Below are 18,760 nucleotides of genomic sequence, written 5' to 3' on the forward strand. Positions count from 1 at the left end.
AGCTGCCTGACAGCTAGTCCGGGGTCTCTTTTTATTTTTTCGCCAAGTATTTGCGAATGTCAAAAGCAACGGCTGCTACAATGATAAGCCCTTTTATGATGAGCTGCCAGTATGGGTTGACTCCGATAAACGTAAGCCCATAGTTGATGACGCCAAAAATAAGGACACCGGCAAGCACACCTGGAACGGTACCAATTCCACCAGACGTCGAGACTCCACCTACCACACAGGCTGCAATGGCGTCCAGCTCGTACATGTTGCCGTAGTTGTTCGTCGCGCCACCTGTCCGGGCTGACTCCAGAACACCTCCGAGTCCATACAGGGCACCAGCAATGGCATAAATAATCATGAGGTTGAAAGCGACGTTGATCCCAGAAACAGTTGCGGCCTGCATGTTACCTCCGATGGCATACATGTTTTTTCCAAGTCGCGTCTTGTTGAAGATCACCCAGACGATGAACGCAACCATGATTGCAATGATGACGATATACGGAATCGAATACGGGCCACTTGGGCCGATGTACCCTGTCCCAATCTGATTGAAGTCACTACGCAGTCCAGCTATTGGCTGAGATTGATTGGGCTCCATATCAAAATAGATAGAGTTGAACCCGTACACAATGACCATCATGCCCAACGTGGCGATAAAAGGGGGCACACTAAAACGAGACACTATGATGCCATTGATCAGGCCAACCAGCAAGCCCGCAGTAATTGCGATGAGAATGGGGATAAGCAACGGCAAATCGGGTAAATCCGGGAAAAACCTCCGCGGATAGTCTTGGCTTTGGAGCATCGAGGCGGAGATGACGGCAGTCAATCCAACCACTCGCCCCGCTGAAAGATCCGTTCCTCCTGTGATTAGAACAAACGCAGCACCCAAGGCAATAATGGCACGAGTGGAGGATTGCATCAAAATATCCCGAAGCGTTGTAATGGAAAGAAAATTGGGATCGTAAATCGCGATTCCCGCTATCAACAAAACCAGAACGATATAGATGGCATTTTGCGTAACAAAGCCTTGCACCTGTTTAGCAGACAACTGAGACATACCTGTTCCCCTCCTTTCTCATGCAAGATGTTTGGTAGCTAGCCGCATGATCTCTTCTTCGGTTGCCGCTGGGCCAGACAAAAAACCCGAGAGCCTCCCCTCGCACATGACCATGATCCGATCTGACATCCCAAGCAACTCCGGCATTTCCGAGGAAATCATGATGATGCCTTTTCCCTGACTCGCCAGTTCCGCGATGATGGTATAGATTTCGTATTTGGCGCCGACATCGACTCCACGCGTAGGTTCGTCCAGCAATAAAATGTCCGGATCAGTCAAAAGCCATCGCGCCAGCAGAACCTTTTGCTGATTGCCTCCGGACAGGTTTTTGATCAGTGCTTTCATAGAGGGAGTCTTGACGCGGAGCATCTCGATGCTGCGGCTGACATCGGCTCTACGCTTTCGTTCATTGAGGAGCAGAAAAGGGGTCTGGTAACTGGACAAATTCGCAATGACCGTATTTTCCAGAATCGATAAGACAGGGATGATGCCGGTGACGCGCCGCTCCTCCGTCAAGAGCGCCATTTTGTACTTCTTCGCATCCTTCGGTGATTTGATCCGTACCTCCTGACCGTTGATCGACACTTTTCCTGCTGACACCGTGCGCAGTCCAAACAATGCCTCAATCAGCTCTGTTCGTTGTGCACCCACGAGGCCGCCTATGCCCAAGATTTCGCCTTTGCGTAATTCAAACGACACATGCTGAAATGACTGGGGAAATGGGGAGGTCAGTCCCTCTATCTTCAAAATCGGTTCCCCTGGCGTATTGGATCGACTCGGGAAACGCTGCGTTAGGTCCCGTCCGACCATTTTGGAGATGATCAGATCTGTCGTCAGCTCAGCTGCCCGCCAAGTTCCAATGAGCTTGCCATCTCGCATGATCGTCACGTCATCCGCAATCCGTAAAATTTCTTCCATCTTGTGTGAAATATAGATGATGGCGACACCTCTACTCTTCAGTTCGCGGATGATCGCAAATAACTGCTCCACCTCGTTTCCCGTCAAAGATGACGTCGGTTCGTCCATAATGATCACTTTGGATTGGTAGGAGACAGCTTTGGCAATTTCAAGCGACTGTACTTTGGATACAGACAAGTCACGGACTACAGCGTGCGGATTCAGGTCCATTCCCAGATCAGCAAATAGCTTCTCCGTATCCGAAAGCATTTTTTTCTCATCCACAAACGGAAAAGGACCGATTCTTTTGACCGGAAAACGTCCTAGCCATATGTTTTCCATGACATTGCGAAAGGGTACCGGATGCAGCTCTTGATGAATCATGGAGATGCCATGTATCAGCGCGTCCTTTGAGCTGTTCATCGTCACCTGCTGATTGTTTAACACGATTTCTCCCGCATCTGGTCTATAAATTCCGAAGAGACACTTCATCAGGGTCGATTTGCCTGCTCCATTCTCTCCCATCAATGCATGGACTGTTCCGGGACGGACTTTTAGCGTGACATCATCGAGTGCCTTGACCCCTGGAAATTCTTTATGAATGTGGTTCATCTCCAACAAAAACGCATGCTGGCCCATGCGAATGCCCTCCTTTTTGCAAATTCATCCCATCACCGAAACAGGAGAGTCGGATTCGTCTCTTCACCGACTCTCCTGCTTTTTTTATTTTGCGTCGTTCATATTTTCCTTGGTGATTTTTTTGTAAGGCACCCACACGTACTTGCCGTCTGTAATGTCAAAGCCTGTGGAATCTTTCGTTGGCGTTTCACCCTTCGCCAAAGACGCCGCGATGCTAAGGGTGGCTTTTCCTTGGTTATTCGCATCATTGAGTACCGTTCCGAGCAAGGTTCCGGCCTCCAGCTCCTTCAGTGCAGGCGCTGTGGCATCCACGCCAACAACGGGCATATACTTGCCATTCGTAAAAAAGCCGGATGCCTTCAGCGCTTCGATTGCCCCCAGTGCCATATCGTCATTGTTGGCAAGAACGGCTTCGATCTTGTCACCGGAAGCTGCGAGGAAGGCTGCCATCTTTTCCTGCCCTTTTACGCGATCCCACATGGCCGTATCTTCTGCGACCTTCTCTACTTTAATCCCTGCATCTTCTATCGCCTTCACCGAAAACTTCGTCCGCAGCTCAGCATCCTGATGCCCTGGTTCGCCTTTTAACATGACGTATTGGAGGACGCCGTCCTTGTTTTTATCTGCTTCCGGATTTGCCTTCCAGTAATCGACGATCAGCTGCCCGGAGATCGTGCCGGATTCCTCCGCTTTTGCTCCCACGTAGTAGACCTTATCCCACTTCTGCATATCCTCTGGCATCGGTTCACGGTTGAAGAAGACGACAGGAATATTGGCTTGCTTCGCCTTGTCGATAAGGACGCCAGCAGCTGTGCGATCCACCGGATTGATAGCGAGGGCATTTACCTTTTTGTTAATGAACAAATCCACTTTGTCATTTTGCGTAGGCTGGGCATTTTGGCTGTCTACAATGTCCACTTCGGCTTTGCCCTCCGCGGCTTTCGAAATCGCATTGCGCACTCCTGTCATGAACGTATCATCGAACTTATAGATGGCGACTCCGATTTTTGGATTCCCCGCAGGAGCCGATCCTCCCCCCGACGTTGCCGGCTGCGATCCGCCAGATTGTGAGCATCCAACCACCGAGAGTGTAACAGCAGCTACCAGTGTAGTGGCAATCAGTTTTCTCATTCGATAATCCCCCTTTATCCCCTAGTTACATCTGATATACACCAAATGTAAGCGTTTTCCAAAATGTGTTCCATCGAAAATCCTGCGCATTTCTATCAAAATTCTCATCTGTTTTTCGGTGGCCTATTTAACGAAGGGGAAGAGGAGCTTTTGGTTTTCCGACCAGAACATATTCTCCCGATCGATTACTTTTGTTCCGGTGTCGACCAGACTAGGCACTGCTTCTCCGTTGCTCGCATCGACTGCGTACTTGACGCCGAGATATCCCATCGATAGTGGCTTCTGGATGATCGTCGCGGAAATGATTCCTTCCTGCAAATACTCCAGTACTTCCGGCGGACTATCGATTGCTACGATTTTGACTTTGTCCCGCAGTCCACTGTTTTCTATTTCCTCGGCCACACCGATCGCTGTACTGGCATCGAGTGCAATCACTCCTTTCAACTGCGGATGCTTGCGAATCAGTTCGCGCGTCCACTCACCGATCTGCTTTTTATCCAAGGGAACATTTTCGTTGGCAACCAGTTCAACCTGCGTTTCCCTTGGGAGCAAGTCGAGGGCGCCCTGTTCTCTTCGTTTGGCATTTGCCTTTACCCGATCTGTACCGAGCAATGCGATTTGTCCCTTTTTTTCGATCAGGAACACCATTTTTTCGAATGACTTCATGCCCATATCGTAGTTATCCGTCCCAATGTAGCTTTTGACGGCTGAATCTGTTCCAACTGTGTCGAGTATAAGGATCGGGATGGCCCGCTCTCTTGTCAGCTTGATGGCTTCTCGTAAAACTTGTTCGTCACTAGGTGCCACCACGATGGTCTCGGAGCCATCTGCGATAGCCTGCTGCACTAGTTCCATTTGCCTCTGGGCATCCTCCTCATAGTCCGGCGCGTAAAAATTCAGGTTTCGCTCATATTCCTTGGCAGCCATCTCCGCCCCGAGCTTGACCGTTCGCCAATAATCGCCGTGCTTCATACGAACGATCAGCGCCACTGTCTTTTTCTTGTCTACTTCCCCATTCGTAAGCGGAGCACTACACGAGTAAAGAAGCGTCACCGCTACCAAAACGAACAGTCCGTATACGCTAAGTCGTTTCACCGCTGCTGTCCTCATAAACGATCTCGCTCCTCTGCCACCTGGCGCGGAATCCATACACGCACAACGGTCCCCTCTTCCTGTTCGCTCGCAATTTCCAAACCATATTCTTCACCGAAGGTCAAGCGGATGCGCTCTTGCACGTTTTGAATCCCAACGCCCGAGCCTTCTTCGCTTTTGTAAAAGCCAGCTTTTACTTGTGCAAGAACATCAGGGGACATGCCCAAGCCATTGTCGCTTACTTGAAGTAACACCTTATCGTCGATGAGTGCTACAAATATGCGAATCCGGCCCGGATCAGCCAAATGCTCAATCCCGTGGTAAATGGCGTTTTCCACAATCGGCTGGAGCAGTAACTTCAGCGTCAGACAGTTGAGCACTTCATCCTCATCCTCGACCACGATCTCGTATTCAAATTTTTGCTTGTATCTCATTTTTTGAATAATAAGATAATGACGCGCGTGCTCCAGCTCTTCCCGAACCGTGATAATGTTCTTGCCTCTGCTCAGGCTAATCCGAAACAGCTTTGACAACGAAGTAATCGTGGTGATGACATCCTCGTTTTTTCCGTTGCCGACCATCCTGACCACAGAGTTCAACGTGTTGTACAGAAAATGTGGATTGATCTGTGCCTGTAGCACCTCCAGCTCGCTTTTTCGTTTGGCTTCCTGTTCCCGAATGATCTGGTGCATCAATTCCCTGACCTTCGCGACCATCAGATGAAAACGCAAGGAAAGCTGTTCGACCTCATGGCTTCCCCGAATCGGTTCACTCTCTGAAAAGTCTCCTTGCTCCACCTTTTCCATGGATTGCTCCAGCAGCTTGATCGGTCGTGATATTTTCGCAGAGAGATAGTGCAACACGAACAACACAATGACAATCACAAAGATGAGCAGCCAAAAAATGAAGCGACTGATTTCGTTTTTGGTTGTCACAATCTCGTCCATATAGGAAACCCCAATGATTTTCCATCCTAGCTGATCAATCGTCTTGATGGTAATTAAGCGCGTTTCGTCCTGTGTCTCTTCTACATAGCTGCCATAGGAATGCTTCAGCGGCAAGGAACGGTTTTCATTTTTCAATCCGGCGTAAATCAACTGTTGCTGCGGATGGTAGACGATGTTCCCGACCAAATCGATGATGTAGACGTACCCCTTTTTCCCCAAGCCCACACTCTGGCACAGGTCATCGATCTCTTTGAAATTCACATCGACTAAAAGTACGGCAGGAATTTCTCCGTCAGGTCCGTGGAGAAGAATTTCCCGACTCATCGAGACGACCCAGGTGTACTCCCCTTTAAACAAGTTCTGGATATGTGGGAGCGAAATGGACAGGTTTGTCGGGTCCTCGATCGCCTTTTGGAACCAGCTCTGTTCGGTCAAACGAGTGTTTCTCCTCAGTACTTTGGAAGGAGTTGTGGATAATAATGTCCCGTCTCGTGTAAAAACCGCGATAGACACAATGTCCTTTCTCGTTTCTACGATTGTCTCCAGCTGTTCGCTCAGCTTGTCTGCCGTGAGTCCCTTGCTCCTTCTGATCTTGTCATCGACGAGTTCGAAAATTTGCGTCATCCCATTTAAATAGCTGTCCAGATTGTATTTCACCTGCTCCAGGATTTGCTGCGTGTGCAGATAAGCGTTTTGCTCTGCTGTCTGCGCAAATTTTCCGTACAGCATCACCCCGACAAACAGCATGACGAGCACCGTCACGAGCGTAAAGGAAGTGGTAATGATAAATTGAATGCCTTTGACCTTGATCACCGCGAGCAATCTTTTCATCGGTTAGCCTTCCTGCTCGCTCTGACTTCGGTACTCTTTAGCGGACATGCCTGCATACTTGCGAAAGCTGAAACTAAAGTAATTGGGATCGGTATATCCTACTTTCTCCGCGATTTCAAAGGACTTCAAATCGGTCGTTCGTAAAAGCTCCTTGGCCTTTTCCATGCGCAATGACAGGAGATAGGACACAAAGGTGGTTTTCGTCTCTTTCTTGAAAATACTGCTAAAATAACCGAGGCTGATGTGCAGATGATCGCACACCTTGTGGATGGATATGTCGGGAGAATGATAATGCGTGTGAGTGTAGTCCAATGCCTGGGTGATCAATCTCCTGTACGTCGTTTGCCGTCCGCTTGCGATACTTCCCATGATACGCTCACAGATTTCTGTGATCTGTCCGCGGGCATCCTCCATACCGGTAAAAGTCGTCATGACCTGCAACAGGTGGCATTGCCCACCAAACAACTGATCCATGTCGACCTCTGCTCGATGGGCCGTCTTCAAAATCGTCGTCATAATCTCCAACAAAAAAATTCGATAATCCTCAATTGATATAGGTACACCCGCCATTTGATCAAACATTTCATCGATTACGGTCCGAAGCTCCGTACTCGTCCCCATTTTGATGCACCGAACAAATTTATGCTCCCTTCTCTCATCGAGTCGTATCTGCTCACTCGCTTGCTTTTCCACGTCATTGATCACAATCATCCTGTTGCAGCCAAGGATACTTTTGTAGTCGAGTGCCTGCCTGGCGTCCTCATACGAGTAAGGGAGTGCTGCTACATCTGTCACGACGTTGCCAATTCCGATTGTTACCGTGATGCTCATATATTTTTCAATCGTGCGCCTGATTTCTTCTGCGATGTTTTGTGCTCGCACTCCGATTCGCTGCGTGTCGTCTGCCATTGTTTGCATGAGCAGCACGACCTGATCTTCATGGAGAAAAACAATTCCCGTCTGTTTGCCTGCGTTCAGCTGCTCTTCTGCAATATTTTTCACAGCAAAAAGAAACAGCTGCTGCTCCTCCTGCTTGGGCTGGTCCACACAGATGACCGCCACGAGATATTCAGGACTCCTGAGCTCTATTCCGTATTCGCAGGCTGTTGAAAAAACATCGTTCTGTACGAGTTGACGACTCAACAAGGATGATAAAAAAACCTCCCGCAAAACCGGCAAGCTTTTTCGATAGCTATCGCGCAGCAGCTGAACGTTTTCCCGATGGGCCGCCTCTTCGTCCATCCGTCGCTTGACCTTGTCCAGCGCTTCCATCAGCTCACTCGCGGAAAACGGCTTGAGCACATATTCATCAATTTGCAGCTTCACGGCCTTTTGCGCGTACTCGAACTCATCAAACCCAGTCAGGATAATGATGCGAATGGCAGGATACTCGCGCCCGATGGACTCCGCCAGCTGAAGTCCGTTCATAAAGGGCATCTTGATGTCGGTTACGACGACATCCGGTCGCAGTCTCTCGACCAGTTCCAATGCCTCTCTGCCGTTCTCTGCTTTGGCAACCACCTCGTATCCGTGGCTATGCCAGTCAATTTCTTGGCTAACCCCTTCTCTTACATCTTCTTCGTCATCTACCAATATCAGCTTATACATAGGCACCTCCCGCTGTTGTACTTGTACAACGGGAGGCGATTGTTTTCCTGCCAATGGAAAATGGTATGGTGCTACCACGTCTTGTTCAGATCATCTGCATAGAATAAAATCGCATTTTGATAGGCCAAAATCGTAGGATCGCTTGAGGTTTCTGCGAGGTTTTTCAGGAGGAGAGTCATGGCTTCGTGGTGGTTCCCGAGATTGTAATACGCCATGGAAAGAAAAATCGGAAAGGAACGGTCCTCGGGGAACTGTTGCATCCCCTTTGCGAGCGTATCTGCTGCCTGTTCGTATTGTCCCAGCGTGCGATACGTACTGCCCAGACCCAGTAATGCCCCTTGCAAGTCGTCATCGACAGACAACCCAAGCTCAATCGCTTTTTCGTAAAATGGAACGGCTTCTTTCTCCAATCCAGCTGCGTCGTGGCACCACGCACATTGATAGTGGGCGACAGGATCAGTCGGGGATTGGCTGACGAGCTGAAGGGCAAGCTGGATCGCTTCGTCCAGACGCCCTTCTTTTCGCAGATGAATGATCGTTTGGATCATCGGATTCATGTGAGCACTTCCTTTGCCTGAGTATCTCTCTTTCCCCTAGCGTAACAGGGCAACTAGGCAAGGTGAAGACACAACTTATGTGCCCTGCAAGGATTTTGCCCGCTCTCTTTCGCTTCTCCTTTGTCGGTACGCTCTCATCCACGACCAGCCCAAAATGAGAAACGGAACCAGAACCAACAGGATCAACAGAATGCCGTCCCAAAACTCCCACGAGTGAAGCGGAGCATTTTTCATGTCGTCGGCGATGATCCAGATAAAATCGACCGCCATGCGCAGCTGATACTGGACAAAGAACCAGATTCCCCACACCGATCCAATCAAGTAGACCCAGCTATACCAGCGGATGACTCTTTTCTCATGGTCGGCTACGTACTCCCATTCCTCTTGCTCATCCTGCCTCAAGGAACGGAATTTCCCTTTTAGAAACAGGCGTGTATTCACCATCAAATTGGAGCATTGGAACTTGGTTGCCAACACGTAATACAAGTCGGTCTGCATGAAAACCATGAACTGAAAGGCCAAAGCCATGAGCAGGATCACATTCAGCATACGAATGAATGCTTCCATGAAGGGCACAAGCGTCAGCCAGCCTTGATCATTGGCAAACAACAGAATGACACCGATTCCCATAAACATCGCATCCCAGGACATTCCCGCCAAAAACGCCCTGTATCTGCGCTGTGGCTCAACGAGAACAATATTGGACATATTCGTCTCTGCTACAGCAAAAACAAGTCGATGCCCCAGACCGATACGACTGCCGATCCCCAATGATCGGGCCGCCATTAAGTGGGCCATCTCGTGGAAAAAGAGAAAAACCCAAGTGGCCACGAAAGAAACCACAACCGAAATCGTCACGGAAGAAGAAACAAAAATATCGGAATAGACCGGGATATACTTGCCTGTAAACATACAAATCAAAAGACCTGTGAAAAATAAGAGACCGTATAATCCAAAGGCAACACGATTAAAGAAAAACTGACCTGTACCCTGCTTAATCCAAGAGAAATGATCCTCAACTGGAACTGGCTCGTCGACAACTTTCCCATCTACCCTGTACACAAATTGATAGGAACCAATTAAATCCTGCGCAAAGTCAAGCACATCCACTGGTTCGCCCAACTGTTCTTCCATGATCGTCGCGACTTCATTGATGCTCTTCCCTTCATCCAGCATATCGATGATCTCAACACCAATGGCCGGAAGCACAATAAAGTTGCTGATATCCGTTCGTCCAATGAGGATCTCTTCCTCGTTTTCCGCCCGACGCGCAAGCGGGTGCATCTTGAGAATGCTATCTCCTGAGATGTTCAATTGACAGACACCTTCCTCTCTTACAGGAACGACTCCTTACTTTGCGAGCACTTCATTTCTCTTGATATGAAAAATCGGCTCCGTTCCACTGCCGCCTCCGCAAGTCGGGCATTCGGCTTCATTTCGCTCCCACTCAAAAAACACGCTCTTTTCCAACGTGTTGAAATCGAAAATGATAAATTTGCCCGCCGATTGTACCGGAGCGATTCCTGTCAAATACCTGATAGCATCGGAAGCCATCATTCCCGTAATCATCATGGTGTTGGGTGCAATCGTAGCGGTAGGTAGAATAAAGTTGGTATCGAGCAGCCTTTGGATCAACTGCGGATAGTCTTCTATCTGTCCGGAACGATGCAAATGCATGCAGTCGATACAGCCTGTCTTGCCCGGTTCTACCATAAAGAACTGTCCTTCGATCAGGTTGAATCCCCCGGCAATGAACGGGATTTGCAGCTTCGTGCAGGCATGATTCACCCATCTCTGCAAAAAGAAAAAGGGCTGATCGGCTGCGAGCATCACAAGGTCACTTCCGGCAATAACCCGCTCCACGTCTTCGCTGGACTTGATTTGCAGCGTCTCCGTTTCAATCAATACCTCAGAATGAAGCCTTCCGATGAAATCACGCGCCGCTTCCACCTTCAGGCGACCAATATCATGCTCGTTAAAGACCATTTGTCTGTTCAAATTACTGAGCTCTACTCTATCAAAATCCACGAGCTTGATATGCTGGATTCCCGCTCCTACCAGATTGACTAGTAGTGTGGAACCAAAGGCACCCATTCCCAGGATCGTCACTTTTTTACTACTTACCTGTTCTTGTAGCCCGCTTGGACTTTGATTGAGATCGGTAAACAAGGAGAAGTAGCGGATATTCGCTTTATATCTTTCCTTTTGTTCTGAAGTCAGAACGGAAGCCTCTTCCTTCGCCTGATCCATCAGGAAGCCCAATCCACTCAGTGATTCCACTGCTTCCGATATTTCTTCATACGTAATTTCGGGGTAATCCTCAACCAATAATGTATGTATTTCACCGATAGTACGAGTGCCATCCATCAGTTTGATCATCTTGCGGATGGACCCATTCTCGTCTTCCAATTCGAAGGTATAGCCAGGAGCCTCTCCCAAGCGGATCATTTGCTCTGTCACTTCATAAACAGGATGCACTGGTTTAAATAAAGGACGACGTTCCATACAAAACACCTCCCAATAATGGGGTTCGCTAACCCGGCTCATTTTAGATGAAAAAAGGGAATAGCTCGTGTGCTATTCCCCCTCTTCTTAAGAGAATTAAGCTGCTACTGCAGTAGTGCGAACGCTTTCAACTTTTTTCGCTTGGATTTTCATGGATAGTTCCTCCTCCCTAAGATCGAAAATTAAGACAAGTTCATTATATTTCATAAATTTACAGAAATCTACAAATATTAGCAAAAAATTATATATTCTGGTAATATTCGACTATTTATTTCGTAAGCAATAGGATTTTCCTTCCATTTTCTATGAATATTCTCAGAATTCCTTCTTTCAGGGAAATACTTTTCATTCTTTTCGGAAAATACCCCTGATTTTGGGGCCTTCCATTAGACATGAAAAACCACCTCGCCCAATCATAAGTTGGGGAGGTGGTTTCTTAGTTGCTATTTCTCTTAACGGCCTTCACAGTAGCCAATGCAGCAGCTAGATCATCATAAATAACATTCCCTACGACAACCGTATCTGCAATCGCAGCCATTTCTGCCGCTTGCTCCGGGTTACGAATCCCGCCGCCATAAAAGAGGTGGGCTTCTCCCGCGCCTGCTTTGGCAGCCTTTACAATTGCCGGATCACCATATGTACCGCTGTACTCCATGTAGATAATCGGCAAACGACAAATGTTCGTCGCTACCTGTGCGTACGCTTTGGCCTGCGAGGCATCCGTAATCGGACGTGCTTTCGTCAGCTGTGCTACGCCCGCGTCTGGATTGGCGATGATATAACCTTCTGTAATGATCTCATCCCAATGAATATAAGCGCCAAACGCTTGAAGCCCCGAGACATGCGGAGCAAAAATCCAGTCTGGATCGCCAGCGTTCAGTACGAGCGGGATCAAGTACGAATCAAATCCTGGCACAACTGCATCCAGTGAGGAAATCTCCAAGACAGCCGGTACTGCGTAACGACGCAATCGCGACATCAATTCGAGCGTATTGTCATAGGTCACACCGTACGTGCCGCCTACAATGATCGCATCTGTTCCGGACTCGCAAATCGCCTCCAAGGCCTCGTCATCGATTGTTTTATCCGGGTCTAGTTTAAATGTATGGCGCCAGCCACGATAGTCAATCAACGTTGCCTGCCTCCTAGCTATTTTCCGATCCGCTCAAGCGCCATCTGGTATCCGTCATTTCCATAGTTCAAACAGCGTTTGACGCGGGAAATGGTCGCCGTACTTGCGCCAGTCTCTGCTTCAATCTGATTGTAAGTAAAGCCTTTGCGGAGCATTCTCGCTACTTCCAGGCGCTGTGCGAGCGACTGCATTTCGTTCACCGTGCACAGATCATCAAAAAACTGATAGCATTCTTCCATCGTTTCCAGGGAAAGAACAGCTTCAAACAACTGTTCGAGCCCTTTTCCTTTTAATTTTTCCAATTGCATGTCTGTCACCTCTGTTATATAGTCCGTCTTTCGAACGGTTTCTCACTGTACAATTTTTAAGCACTAAAGCTTCAACAATTATCTTAGAAGAAACCGCCTACATCCGCAAGCCCTAATCCTTACTGGAACTTGAGCGACTTCGGCAGACCCGGTGAGGTCGACAATATCGCCACCCATGTATTTCCTGGCAAAAGCGGTGCCTCTTGCGTCAAAGCCGCGTCCTCATAGGCACGGATGACACCATTGCTGCGCTTCCATTTGACCTTGCGTGCTTTTCCCTGCTGGAATAAATAACCGTCCCCCGGCCCGATTACATCGACCGATAGACGCCCTTCTTTATCCAGCACGCGGTGTTTGGCAGAGATGACCAACAGATTGGTCGTAGACAACTGTTTCTTGTCGCTCAAGTCCAAATGTGGCTTGCCTGCCGTAAAGCGCATGTATTTCTTTTGTTCGGCATCATAGGTAAAAGCAGCTTTATTCAATGAGTGGAAAGTCAGATCTACCTGTGTTGCAGGCTCGCCTTCCTTGATCTCGGCGTCCTCCTTCAGGAAGGTGAAGTGAGGCACCTCTGCCGTTTGTCTCATCCCTTTATCCTGCATCGCTTTTTCCAAGAGCTCTGGCTTGGTGTACAGGTTATGTGGCATTTTCCGGAACTTTTCTCGCCAAAAGTATTTGCCGTTCGGAATTTCATCCAGATGGCTGTAGTCTTTTCTCGCCAAGGTTTCTAGCGCATCCGGACTGCCTCCCGCGTGAACGAGGACCGCATCAAAGCCGTTCCCGATCTGGATAAAATAAGGGCGGATACTGCGGACAGGTCCAATTACTTCTGGTTTTTGGCTTTGGAATATCGCAAGAAAACGGGTCATTTCCCCTTCTGACAATACCTCATAAATCATGTCCGCTTTGTTGACGCCTGTTTGTGGACGGGCGGGCGGAGCGTTGTTGATCATTACCATGATCGGGCGTTTGCTTGCCAGGTTTTCATGACTACCAAGGCCTGTCATCGGTGCCTTATACGCATACTCGATGGGCTGATTCGTTTCCGGTGGCGTTTGCACAAGCGGATCAGGTATTTGCGGACTTGGTTGGGTGTCCACCGGCTTTTGAGCGCAGGCCGTCGTTAAGAGCATGAAGGCTAGTACCATGAGAGACGATTTGACTGTTCGTTTCATATGAATCGCTCCTTTCCATCTCTCGTTGTCTTTTTTTCCCTGTTTCTTTTTCCAGAAGGATACAAGGGAATCCTGCTTCCACACGTTTTCCACGATTCTCATACGCCCGTGCCACACATCTTGTTTTTGGCTATGCTACAATAATGAAAAACAGATGCAAAGCGAGGCTACAATCTATGAATACCCCCTACCTCGTCTATCTGGTGGACGATGAAACGAACCTGTTGGAGTTGCTGCAATCGTATTTGCAAAGTGCCGGATTGCAGGTGAAAGCGTTTTCTAGTGGCAAGGACGTCTTGCCGTTACTTGATGAAGAAACACAGCCACATTTGTGGATATTGGACATCATGATGCCCGACATCGACGGCTATGAGCTCTTGCGTCTCATCCGTGAAAAATCAAATGTCCCGATCATCTTCATCTCCGCTCGCGATCAAGATGTCGATAAAATCATCGGACTGGAACTGGGCAGCGACGACTACTTGGCGAAGCCATTTCTCCCTCGCGAACTAGTCATCCGTGCGAAAAAGCTGCTACAACGCACCTATGAAAAGCCCGGTGCCACTGCTTCCTCTACCCAAACTTTCCAAGATTGGGTAACGGTTGATCCTTATATGATCTCAGAAAAAGGCAGACAAGTAAAAGAAGGCGACGAACTTATTGATTTAACCACAAAAGAATTCGAGCTCATCGTCTACCTTTTGCACAATCAAGGCCTGGCCTTAAATCGCGAGCAGATTCTGACCTCCATCTGGGGAGAAGACTACATCGGCTCAGACAGGGCTGTCGATGACTTGGTGAAGCGCATCCGCAAGAAAATGCCCAAGTTTCCATTGGAGACGGTCTATGGCTTCGGCTACCGAATGACACGTATATGAGCAAATTCCGGCTGAAAAACCTGCCGATATCTAGGCAAATCCTCATTTTGTTCATGATCCTGACAAGCGTTCTCGGAGTTGGCCTTGGTATCGGGTACCCACTGGCTGTCAAACAGTATCTGGTATCCAACACTTACACGCTCTTGGAAGAAGAGTTTAACACATTATCTCAGCATATCTCTTTCAATGAGCATAATGAGCTGCTGCCTGTTCCGGCTGCGGCCCCTTACTTTTTACAGCTCTTGCTCCAACGCTATGAGTACTCATTTGATATGATCGTCTATGCTGAAAACGGACGAGAGCTGGGCAGCCGAAGCAATGGCCGTATTCCATACGAGGATGCCAAGGAGCTGTTCCAACAAGCCGCCTCGTATCCAAGCAACAAGCTCCAGCATGGTTCGCTGGACCGTGGAGACGAGAGTTATTTGTTCGTCAGCAAAAAAATGGATTACCACGGCTTCCCTTACTACATGGTGCTCTTCTCCAAGGAAAAGGAGCTCAACCAGATCAACTCGATTTTGACACGTCAGTTTTTGTTCGTGTTTGGTCTGCTGCTTCTCGTAAGCTGGCTACTGGCCGTCTGGTTTAGCGGGTATTTGAGCAGGCCGCTGCGCACACTGGAAGAGCTATGTAAAAAAATCGCTCGTCGTCAGTTCGATATCCCGCTTACGATGGATCGCGGAGATGAGATCGGACAGCTCGCTCGCTCATTCGATATGATGAAAAACCAACTGAAGGAATACGATGAGTCACAGCAACATTTTGTCCAAAATATTTCCCATGAGCTCAAAACACCGATCATGGCGATTCAAGGATACACGCAAGGACTCATAGAAGGCGTCTTTCAGGGGCCTCAGGCTGAAAAAGGGCTTTCCATCATCATGGAAGAGAGCAAGCGCCTCGAAAAGGTCGTCGGACAGCTCTTGTATATCACGAAGATCGAGTCTGTCTCCCAAATGATGCAAGTCGACCGCGTCGACCTGTCTGAGATGATGCACCTGTTGAAGCAGCGACTCTCCGTGCTCAACCCACAAATCGAGTGGGAGTTAAATCTGGCAGCCGACTTGATCGTAGAGGGAGACGGTGAGCAATTGAGCACCGCGTTCGTGAATATCATGGAAAATCAACTGCGCTACGCCAAAAGCCGACTTACCATCACAGGAAGACACGCCGGAAAAAGCGTCGTTGTCGCGATTTCCAATGATGGACCACCCATTGAGGAGGCGCTGCTGCCGAATTTGTTCCAGCGATTCCGCAAAGGAAAGTCGGGCAAGCATGGGCTTGGACTCGCGATTGCCCGTGCCGTCTTGGAAGCACATAAAGGAACGATCGATGCTCGCAACGATCCAGATGGACCTTGCTTTACAATGATTGTACCCATTGAGTTTAAAGGCCGATTGAGCTGATACGAGTTGTTCAAAAGAACACGCACTGGGAGGGGACACTTGTCCTCTCTTTTTCTATTCTAAAGGAGAAATTCGATAAAAGCGTAGGAAGAAACCGTGACAAAACCGAGCTTCTCATACACGTGTACCGCCGTGGGATTATCTGCAAAGACCATCAAATAAACATTCGCAGACTTCTCCAAGCCAATCCGGGAAATATCTGAGCTGATTTGCGTACCCAACCCTTTTTGCCGTTGATGGACAGACGTTCCAATGTTCCCGATTTCTACAAAGGCTTCGTTATAGACATGAAAGCCAGCTACGGCCACTGGCTCTCCTCCCTCCGAAAAGAGCGCGATATGTGGCATTTCCGCTACTTCCTCTGCTCGAAAACTAATCATGCCGAGCTCTGCCGCCATATTCTCCACGATCTGTGCTTCGGATAACTCCAATATTCGCGATTGTCCCACAGGTAAAAGACGCTCGGGATATTTTAGCTTCATCAGATGCATGGTACGTGTGGCGAGTATATTCGGAATCTGCACGCGCGTCAGACAAGGCTCTGCGAGTGCAATCACACCCTTTTGTCCATCTGGCAGGCTGCCGTCCAGCACTTCTTTCATATAGGAGAGCATTGGTCCCACCTCGTAATTTTCCTCCCCCTCTACCACATGGAGAGAAAATGCGTGAAACGGCATCCCTTTTAAGTAAGACCCGATGGCGGTTACTTCTCCTTGGTCGCTGTCCGTTACGACGACGCTCCTATCCGTTCGCAAGTACATATTCCCGTATAAAATATACGAATCTTCTAACGAAATCTGTTCCAAAAGCTGGCGTTGTTCATGACCTGTTCGCAATTTTAGCAAAGAAATCACTCCTTCTAACGATTCCCTATTGACGTTGTCGTACTTCACGGTTAACATGGTAAAAATTTCTCTATTAAAGAGGCAGTTCAAAAAAAGACAAACTTCACCTAGGAGGAGAGAATCGTGGCTTTTTATTACACAGAACCATCTCGGACGTTTAATGAGTTTTTGTTGTTGCCAAATCTCACCACAAAAGAATGCACTCCGAACAATGTGGACTTATCCACTCCGATTACCAAGTATAAAAAAGGTGAAAAGCCTGCCATCTCACTAAACATACCGTTCTCATCCGCAGTCATGCAAGCAGTTTCCGACCATCATATGGCGGTCGCATTGGCTAGATGTGGCGGTATTTCGTTTATTTTTGGCTCCCAGTCCATCGAGAGCCAGGCAACCATGGTTCGCAAAGCAAAAGGCTACAAGGCTGGTTTCGTCGTGAGCCGCTCCAACCTGACACCAAGCCATACGCTGAAAGACATTTTGGAATTGAAAGAAGCATCAGGCCACTCCACCGTTGCCATTACGGAAGATGGTACGGCAAAAGGCAAGCTGCTCGGAATCGTAACGGGTCGCGATTATCGCATCAGCCGCGACTCCCAGGACAAACTTGTCAGCGATATCATGACACCATTTTCGAAGCTGATCTATGGAAAATCCGGCATCACGCTCTCCGAAGCCAACGACCTGATCTGGGAGCACAAGCTCAACTGCTTGCCAATCGTAGACGAAAATCAAAAGCTCGACTTCCTCGTTTTCCGCAAGGACTACGATTCCCGCAAAAACAATCCGCTGTCCCTCTTGGACGCGAACAAAAGCTATATCGTAGGTGCCGGTATCAATACAAAGGACTACAAGGAGCGCGTCCCTGCGTTGGTGGAAGCAGGCGTTGATATTCTGGTCATCGACTCCTCCGACGGCTTCAGCGAATGGCAGCGCGAGACAGTTCAATTTGTAAAAGAAAACTTCAATGTTCCTATCGGTGCAGGTAACGTCGTCGATAAGGAAGGCTTCCGCTACCTCGTGGAATCGGGCGCAGATTTCATAAAAGTAGGGATTGGCGGCGGCTCCATCTGCATTACCCGCGAACAAAAAGGAATCGGACGCGGTCAAGCCTCTTCCCTCATTGAAGTGGCAGCAGCTCGCGACGAGTACTTCAAGGAAACAGGCATTTACGTTCCGCTCTGCTCCGACGGCGGTATCGTACATGACTACCACGTGACACTGGCTTTGGCTATGGGTGCAGACTTTGTCATGCTGGGACGTTACTTCGCTCGCTTCGACGAAAGCCCGACCAAAAAAGTGAAGATCGGCAATAACTTCGTGAAAGAATACTGGGGAGAAGGCTCCAACCGCGCTCGCAACTGGCAGCGCTATGACACTGGCGGCAAAAGCAGTCTCGTCTTTGAAGAAGGCGTAGACTCCTATGTTCCATACGCGGGAACCCTGCGCGAAAACATAGACCGTACCTTAAGCAAAATCAAATCGACCATGTGCAATTGCGGGTCGCTCTCCATCTCAGAGCTTCAGCAAAAAGCGCGAATCACCGTCATCTCTGCTACTAGCTTGGTAGAAGGCGGCGCACATGACGTTATCTTGAAAGAAAGCAGCATGGCTGCTGAGTAATACAATCGACGCGTAATCACAAAAAACCAGTCTGCAGCTGTGAAGTGACCCCATAAAGTTGGACACGTATTATATTTAAGCAATCTGAAGGGTTTGAGTTCGGTATTGTACTGGACTCAAGCCTTTTAATTTTGT

General features: G+C 48.6%; 17 protein-coding genes. 3 read left to right on the top strand and 14 right to left on the bottom strand.

Going from position 1 to position 18,760, the window contains the following annotated elements; genetic code table 11:
- Nucleotides 1-31 precede the first annotated feature (31 nt).
- The 12 genes from mglC to ACQ5DJ_RS16490 all read right to left on the bottom strand — a co-directional run bounded on the left by mglC (nt 32) and on the right by ACQ5DJ_RS16490 (nt 13,873).
- Nucleotides 32-1,051, bottom strand: coding sequence for a galactose/methyl galactoside ABC transporter permease MglC (gene mglC / locus ACQ5DJ_RS16435; protein WP_429843417.1), 1,020 nt, complete (start codon nt 1,049-1,051; stop codon nt 32-34).
- An 18-nt stretch (nt 1,052-1,069) separates the two neighbouring features.
- Entirely contained in the window at nt 1,070-2,587 is a 1,518-nt protein-coding gene (locus ACQ5DJ_RS16440) for a sugar ABC transporter ATP-binding protein (RefSeq protein ID WP_429843418.1), read from the bottom strand.
- Between the two features lie 84 nt (nt 2,588-2,671).
- Nucleotides 2,672-3,718, bottom strand: coding sequence for a galactose ABC transporter substrate-binding protein (locus tag ACQ5DJ_RS16445; protein ID WP_429843419.1), 1,047 nt, complete (start codon nt 3,716-3,718; stop codon nt 2,672-2,674).
- A 123-nt stretch (nt 3,719-3,841) separates the two neighbouring features.
- Complete coding sequence (locus ACQ5DJ_RS16450; RefSeq protein WP_429843420.1) at nt 3,842-4,828, bottom strand: substrate-binding domain-containing protein; 987 nt, start codon at nt 4,826-4,828, stop codon at nt 3,842-3,844.
- A complete protein-coding gene (locus ACQ5DJ_RS16455) occupies nt 4,825-6,588 on the bottom strand; it encodes a cache domain-containing sensor histidine kinase (protein ID WP_429843421.1) in 1,764 nt (587 codons plus the stop codon). Before ACQ5DJ_RS16455 ends, ACQ5DJ_RS16450 begins: the two co-directional genes overlap by 4 nt.
- Before the next feature lie 3 nt (nt 6,589-6,591).
- On the bottom strand, nt 6,592-8,196 hold the full coding sequence (locus ACQ5DJ_RS16460; RefSeq protein ID WP_429843422.1) for a response regulator: 1,605 nt from the start codon (nt 8,194-8,196) through the stop codon (nt 6,592-6,594).
- 71 nt (nt 8,197-8,267) lie between these two features.
- Nucleotides 8,268-8,753: a tetratricopeptide repeat protein gene (locus ACQ5DJ_RS16465; protein ID WP_429843423.1), complete on the bottom strand. Its 486-nt coding sequence runs from the start codon at nt 8,751-8,753 to the stop codon at nt 8,268-8,270.
- A 75-nt stretch (nt 8,754-8,828) separates the two neighbouring features.
- Nucleotides 8,829-10,067: a PqqD family protein gene (locus tag ACQ5DJ_RS16470; RefSeq protein WP_429843424.1), complete on the bottom strand. Its 1,239-nt coding sequence runs from the start codon at nt 10,065-10,067 to the stop codon at nt 8,829-8,831.
- Between the two features lie 36 nt (nt 10,068-10,103).
- Nucleotides 10,104-11,258 carry a HesA/MoeB/ThiF family protein gene (locus ACQ5DJ_RS16475; protein WP_429843425.1) on the bottom strand — a complete coding sequence of 385 codons (1,155 nt, stop codon included), beginning with the start codon at nt 11,256-11,258 and terminating at the stop codon, nt 10,104-10,106.
- Nucleotides 11,259-11,694: 436 nt separating this feature from the next.
- Nucleotides 11,695-12,390 (bottom strand): heptaprenylglyceryl phosphate synthase, encoded by a 696-nt coding sequence (locus tag ACQ5DJ_RS16480; RefSeq protein WP_429843426.1) that lies wholly within the window; start codon nt 12,388-12,390, stop codon nt 11,695-11,697.
- A gap of 17 nt (nt 12,391-12,407) precedes the next feature.
- Nucleotides 12,408-12,698: a YerC/YecD family TrpR-related protein gene (locus ACQ5DJ_RS16485; protein ID WP_007717484.1), complete on the bottom strand. Its 291-nt coding sequence runs from the start codon at nt 12,696-12,698 to the stop codon at nt 12,408-12,410.
- 119 nt (nt 12,699-12,817) lie between these two features.
- Nucleotides 12,818-13,873, bottom strand: a complete 1,056-nt coding sequence (locus ACQ5DJ_RS16490; protein WP_429843427.1) for a DUF3048 domain-containing protein — start codon at nt 13,871-13,873, stop codon at nt 12,818-12,820.
- Between the two features lie 176 nt (nt 13,874-14,049).
- Here ACQ5DJ_RS16490 and ACQ5DJ_RS16495 point away from each other — a divergent pair, with 176 nt between their 5' ends.
- Both ACQ5DJ_RS16495 and ACQ5DJ_RS16500 read left to right on the top strand, forming a co-directional pair.
- Nucleotides 14,050-14,751 carry a response regulator transcription factor gene (locus ACQ5DJ_RS16495; RefSeq protein WP_007717481.1) on the top strand — a complete coding sequence of 234 codons (702 nt, stop codon included), beginning with the start codon at nt 14,050-14,052 and terminating at the stop codon, nt 14,749-14,751.
- The gene (locus ACQ5DJ_RS16500) at nt 14,748-16,157 is read left to right on the top strand and encodes a HAMP domain-containing sensor histidine kinase (RefSeq protein ID WP_429843428.1); all 1,410 of its coding nucleotides are present in this window, start codon (nt 14,748-14,750) and stop codon (nt 16,155-16,157) included. Before ACQ5DJ_RS16495 ends, ACQ5DJ_RS16500 begins: the two co-directional genes overlap by 4 nt.
- 59 nt (nt 16,158-16,216) lie before the next feature.
- Here ACQ5DJ_RS16500 and ACQ5DJ_RS16505 read toward each other — a convergent pair whose 3' ends face one another.
- Nucleotides 16,217-17,011, bottom strand: coding sequence for a GNAT family N-acetyltransferase (locus tag ACQ5DJ_RS16505; protein ID WP_429843433.1), 795 nt, complete (start codon nt 17,009-17,011; stop codon nt 16,217-16,219).
- Between the two features lie 114 nt (nt 17,012-17,125).
- Here ACQ5DJ_RS16505 and ACQ5DJ_RS16510 point away from each other — a divergent pair, with 114 nt between their 5' ends.
- Nucleotides 17,126-18,625, top strand: coding sequence for an IMP dehydrogenase (locus ACQ5DJ_RS16510; protein WP_429843429.1), 1,500 nt, complete (start codon nt 17,126-17,128; stop codon nt 18,623-18,625).
- Between the two features lie 75 nt (nt 18,626-18,700).
- Here the strand turns inward: ACQ5DJ_RS16510 and ACQ5DJ_RS16515 are convergent.
- On the bottom strand, nt 18,701-18,760 hold a 60-nt coding region (locus ACQ5DJ_RS16515), incomplete at its 5' end, for an IS3 family transposase (RefSeq protein ID WP_429843434.1).

The organism is Brevibacillus sp. FIR094, from assembly GCF_050477165.1.
Taxonomy (GTDB): Bacteria; Bacillota; Bacilli; order Brevibacillales; family Brevibacillaceae; genus Brevibacillus.

Coding starts and splice junctions, on each gene's coding strand:
- ACQ5DJ_RS16485 (WP_007717484.1), bottom strand. CDS start 12,698: ATGCAATTGGAAAAATTAAAAGGAAAAGGGCTCGAACAGTTGTTTGAA.
- ACQ5DJ_RS16465 (WP_429843423.1), bottom strand. CDS start 8,753: ATGAATCCGATGATCCAAACGATCATTCATCTGCGAAAAGAAGGGCGT.
- ACQ5DJ_RS16490 (WP_429843427.1), bottom strand. CDS start 13,873: ATGAAACGAACAGTCAAATCGTCTCTCATGGTACTAGCCTTCATGCTC.
- ACQ5DJ_RS16455 (WP_429843421.1), bottom strand. CDS start 6,588: ATGAAAAGATTGCTCGCGGTGATCAAGGTCAAAGGCATTCAATTTATC.
- mglC (WP_429843417.1), bottom strand. CDS start 1,051: ATGTCTCAGTTGTCTGCTAAACAGGTGCAAGGCTTTGTTACGCAAAAT.
- ACQ5DJ_RS16495 (WP_007717481.1), top strand. CDS start 14,050: ATGAATACCCCCTACCTCGTCTATCTGGTGGACGATGAAACGAACCTG.
- ACQ5DJ_RS16450 (WP_429843420.1), bottom strand. CDS start 4,828: ATGAGGACAGCAGCGGTGAAACGACTTAGCGTATACGGACTGTTCGTT.
- ACQ5DJ_RS16440 (WP_429843418.1), bottom strand. CDS start 2,587: ATGGGCCAGCATGCGTTTTTGTTGGAGATGAACCACATTCATAAAGAA.
- ACQ5DJ_RS16445 (WP_429843419.1), bottom strand. CDS start 3,718: ATGAGAAAACTGATTGCCACTACACTGGTAGCTGCTGTTACACTCTCG.
- ACQ5DJ_RS16460 (WP_429843422.1), bottom strand. CDS start 8,196: ATGTATAAGCTGATATTGGTAGATGACGAAGAAGATGTAAGAGAAGGG.
- ACQ5DJ_RS16500 (WP_429843428.1), top strand. CDS start 14,748: ATGAGCAAATTCCGGCTGAAAAACCTGCCGATATCTAGGCAAATCCTC.
- ACQ5DJ_RS16475 (WP_429843425.1), bottom strand. CDS start 11,258: ATGGAACGTCGTCCTTTATTTAAACCAGTGCATCCTGTTTATGAAGTG.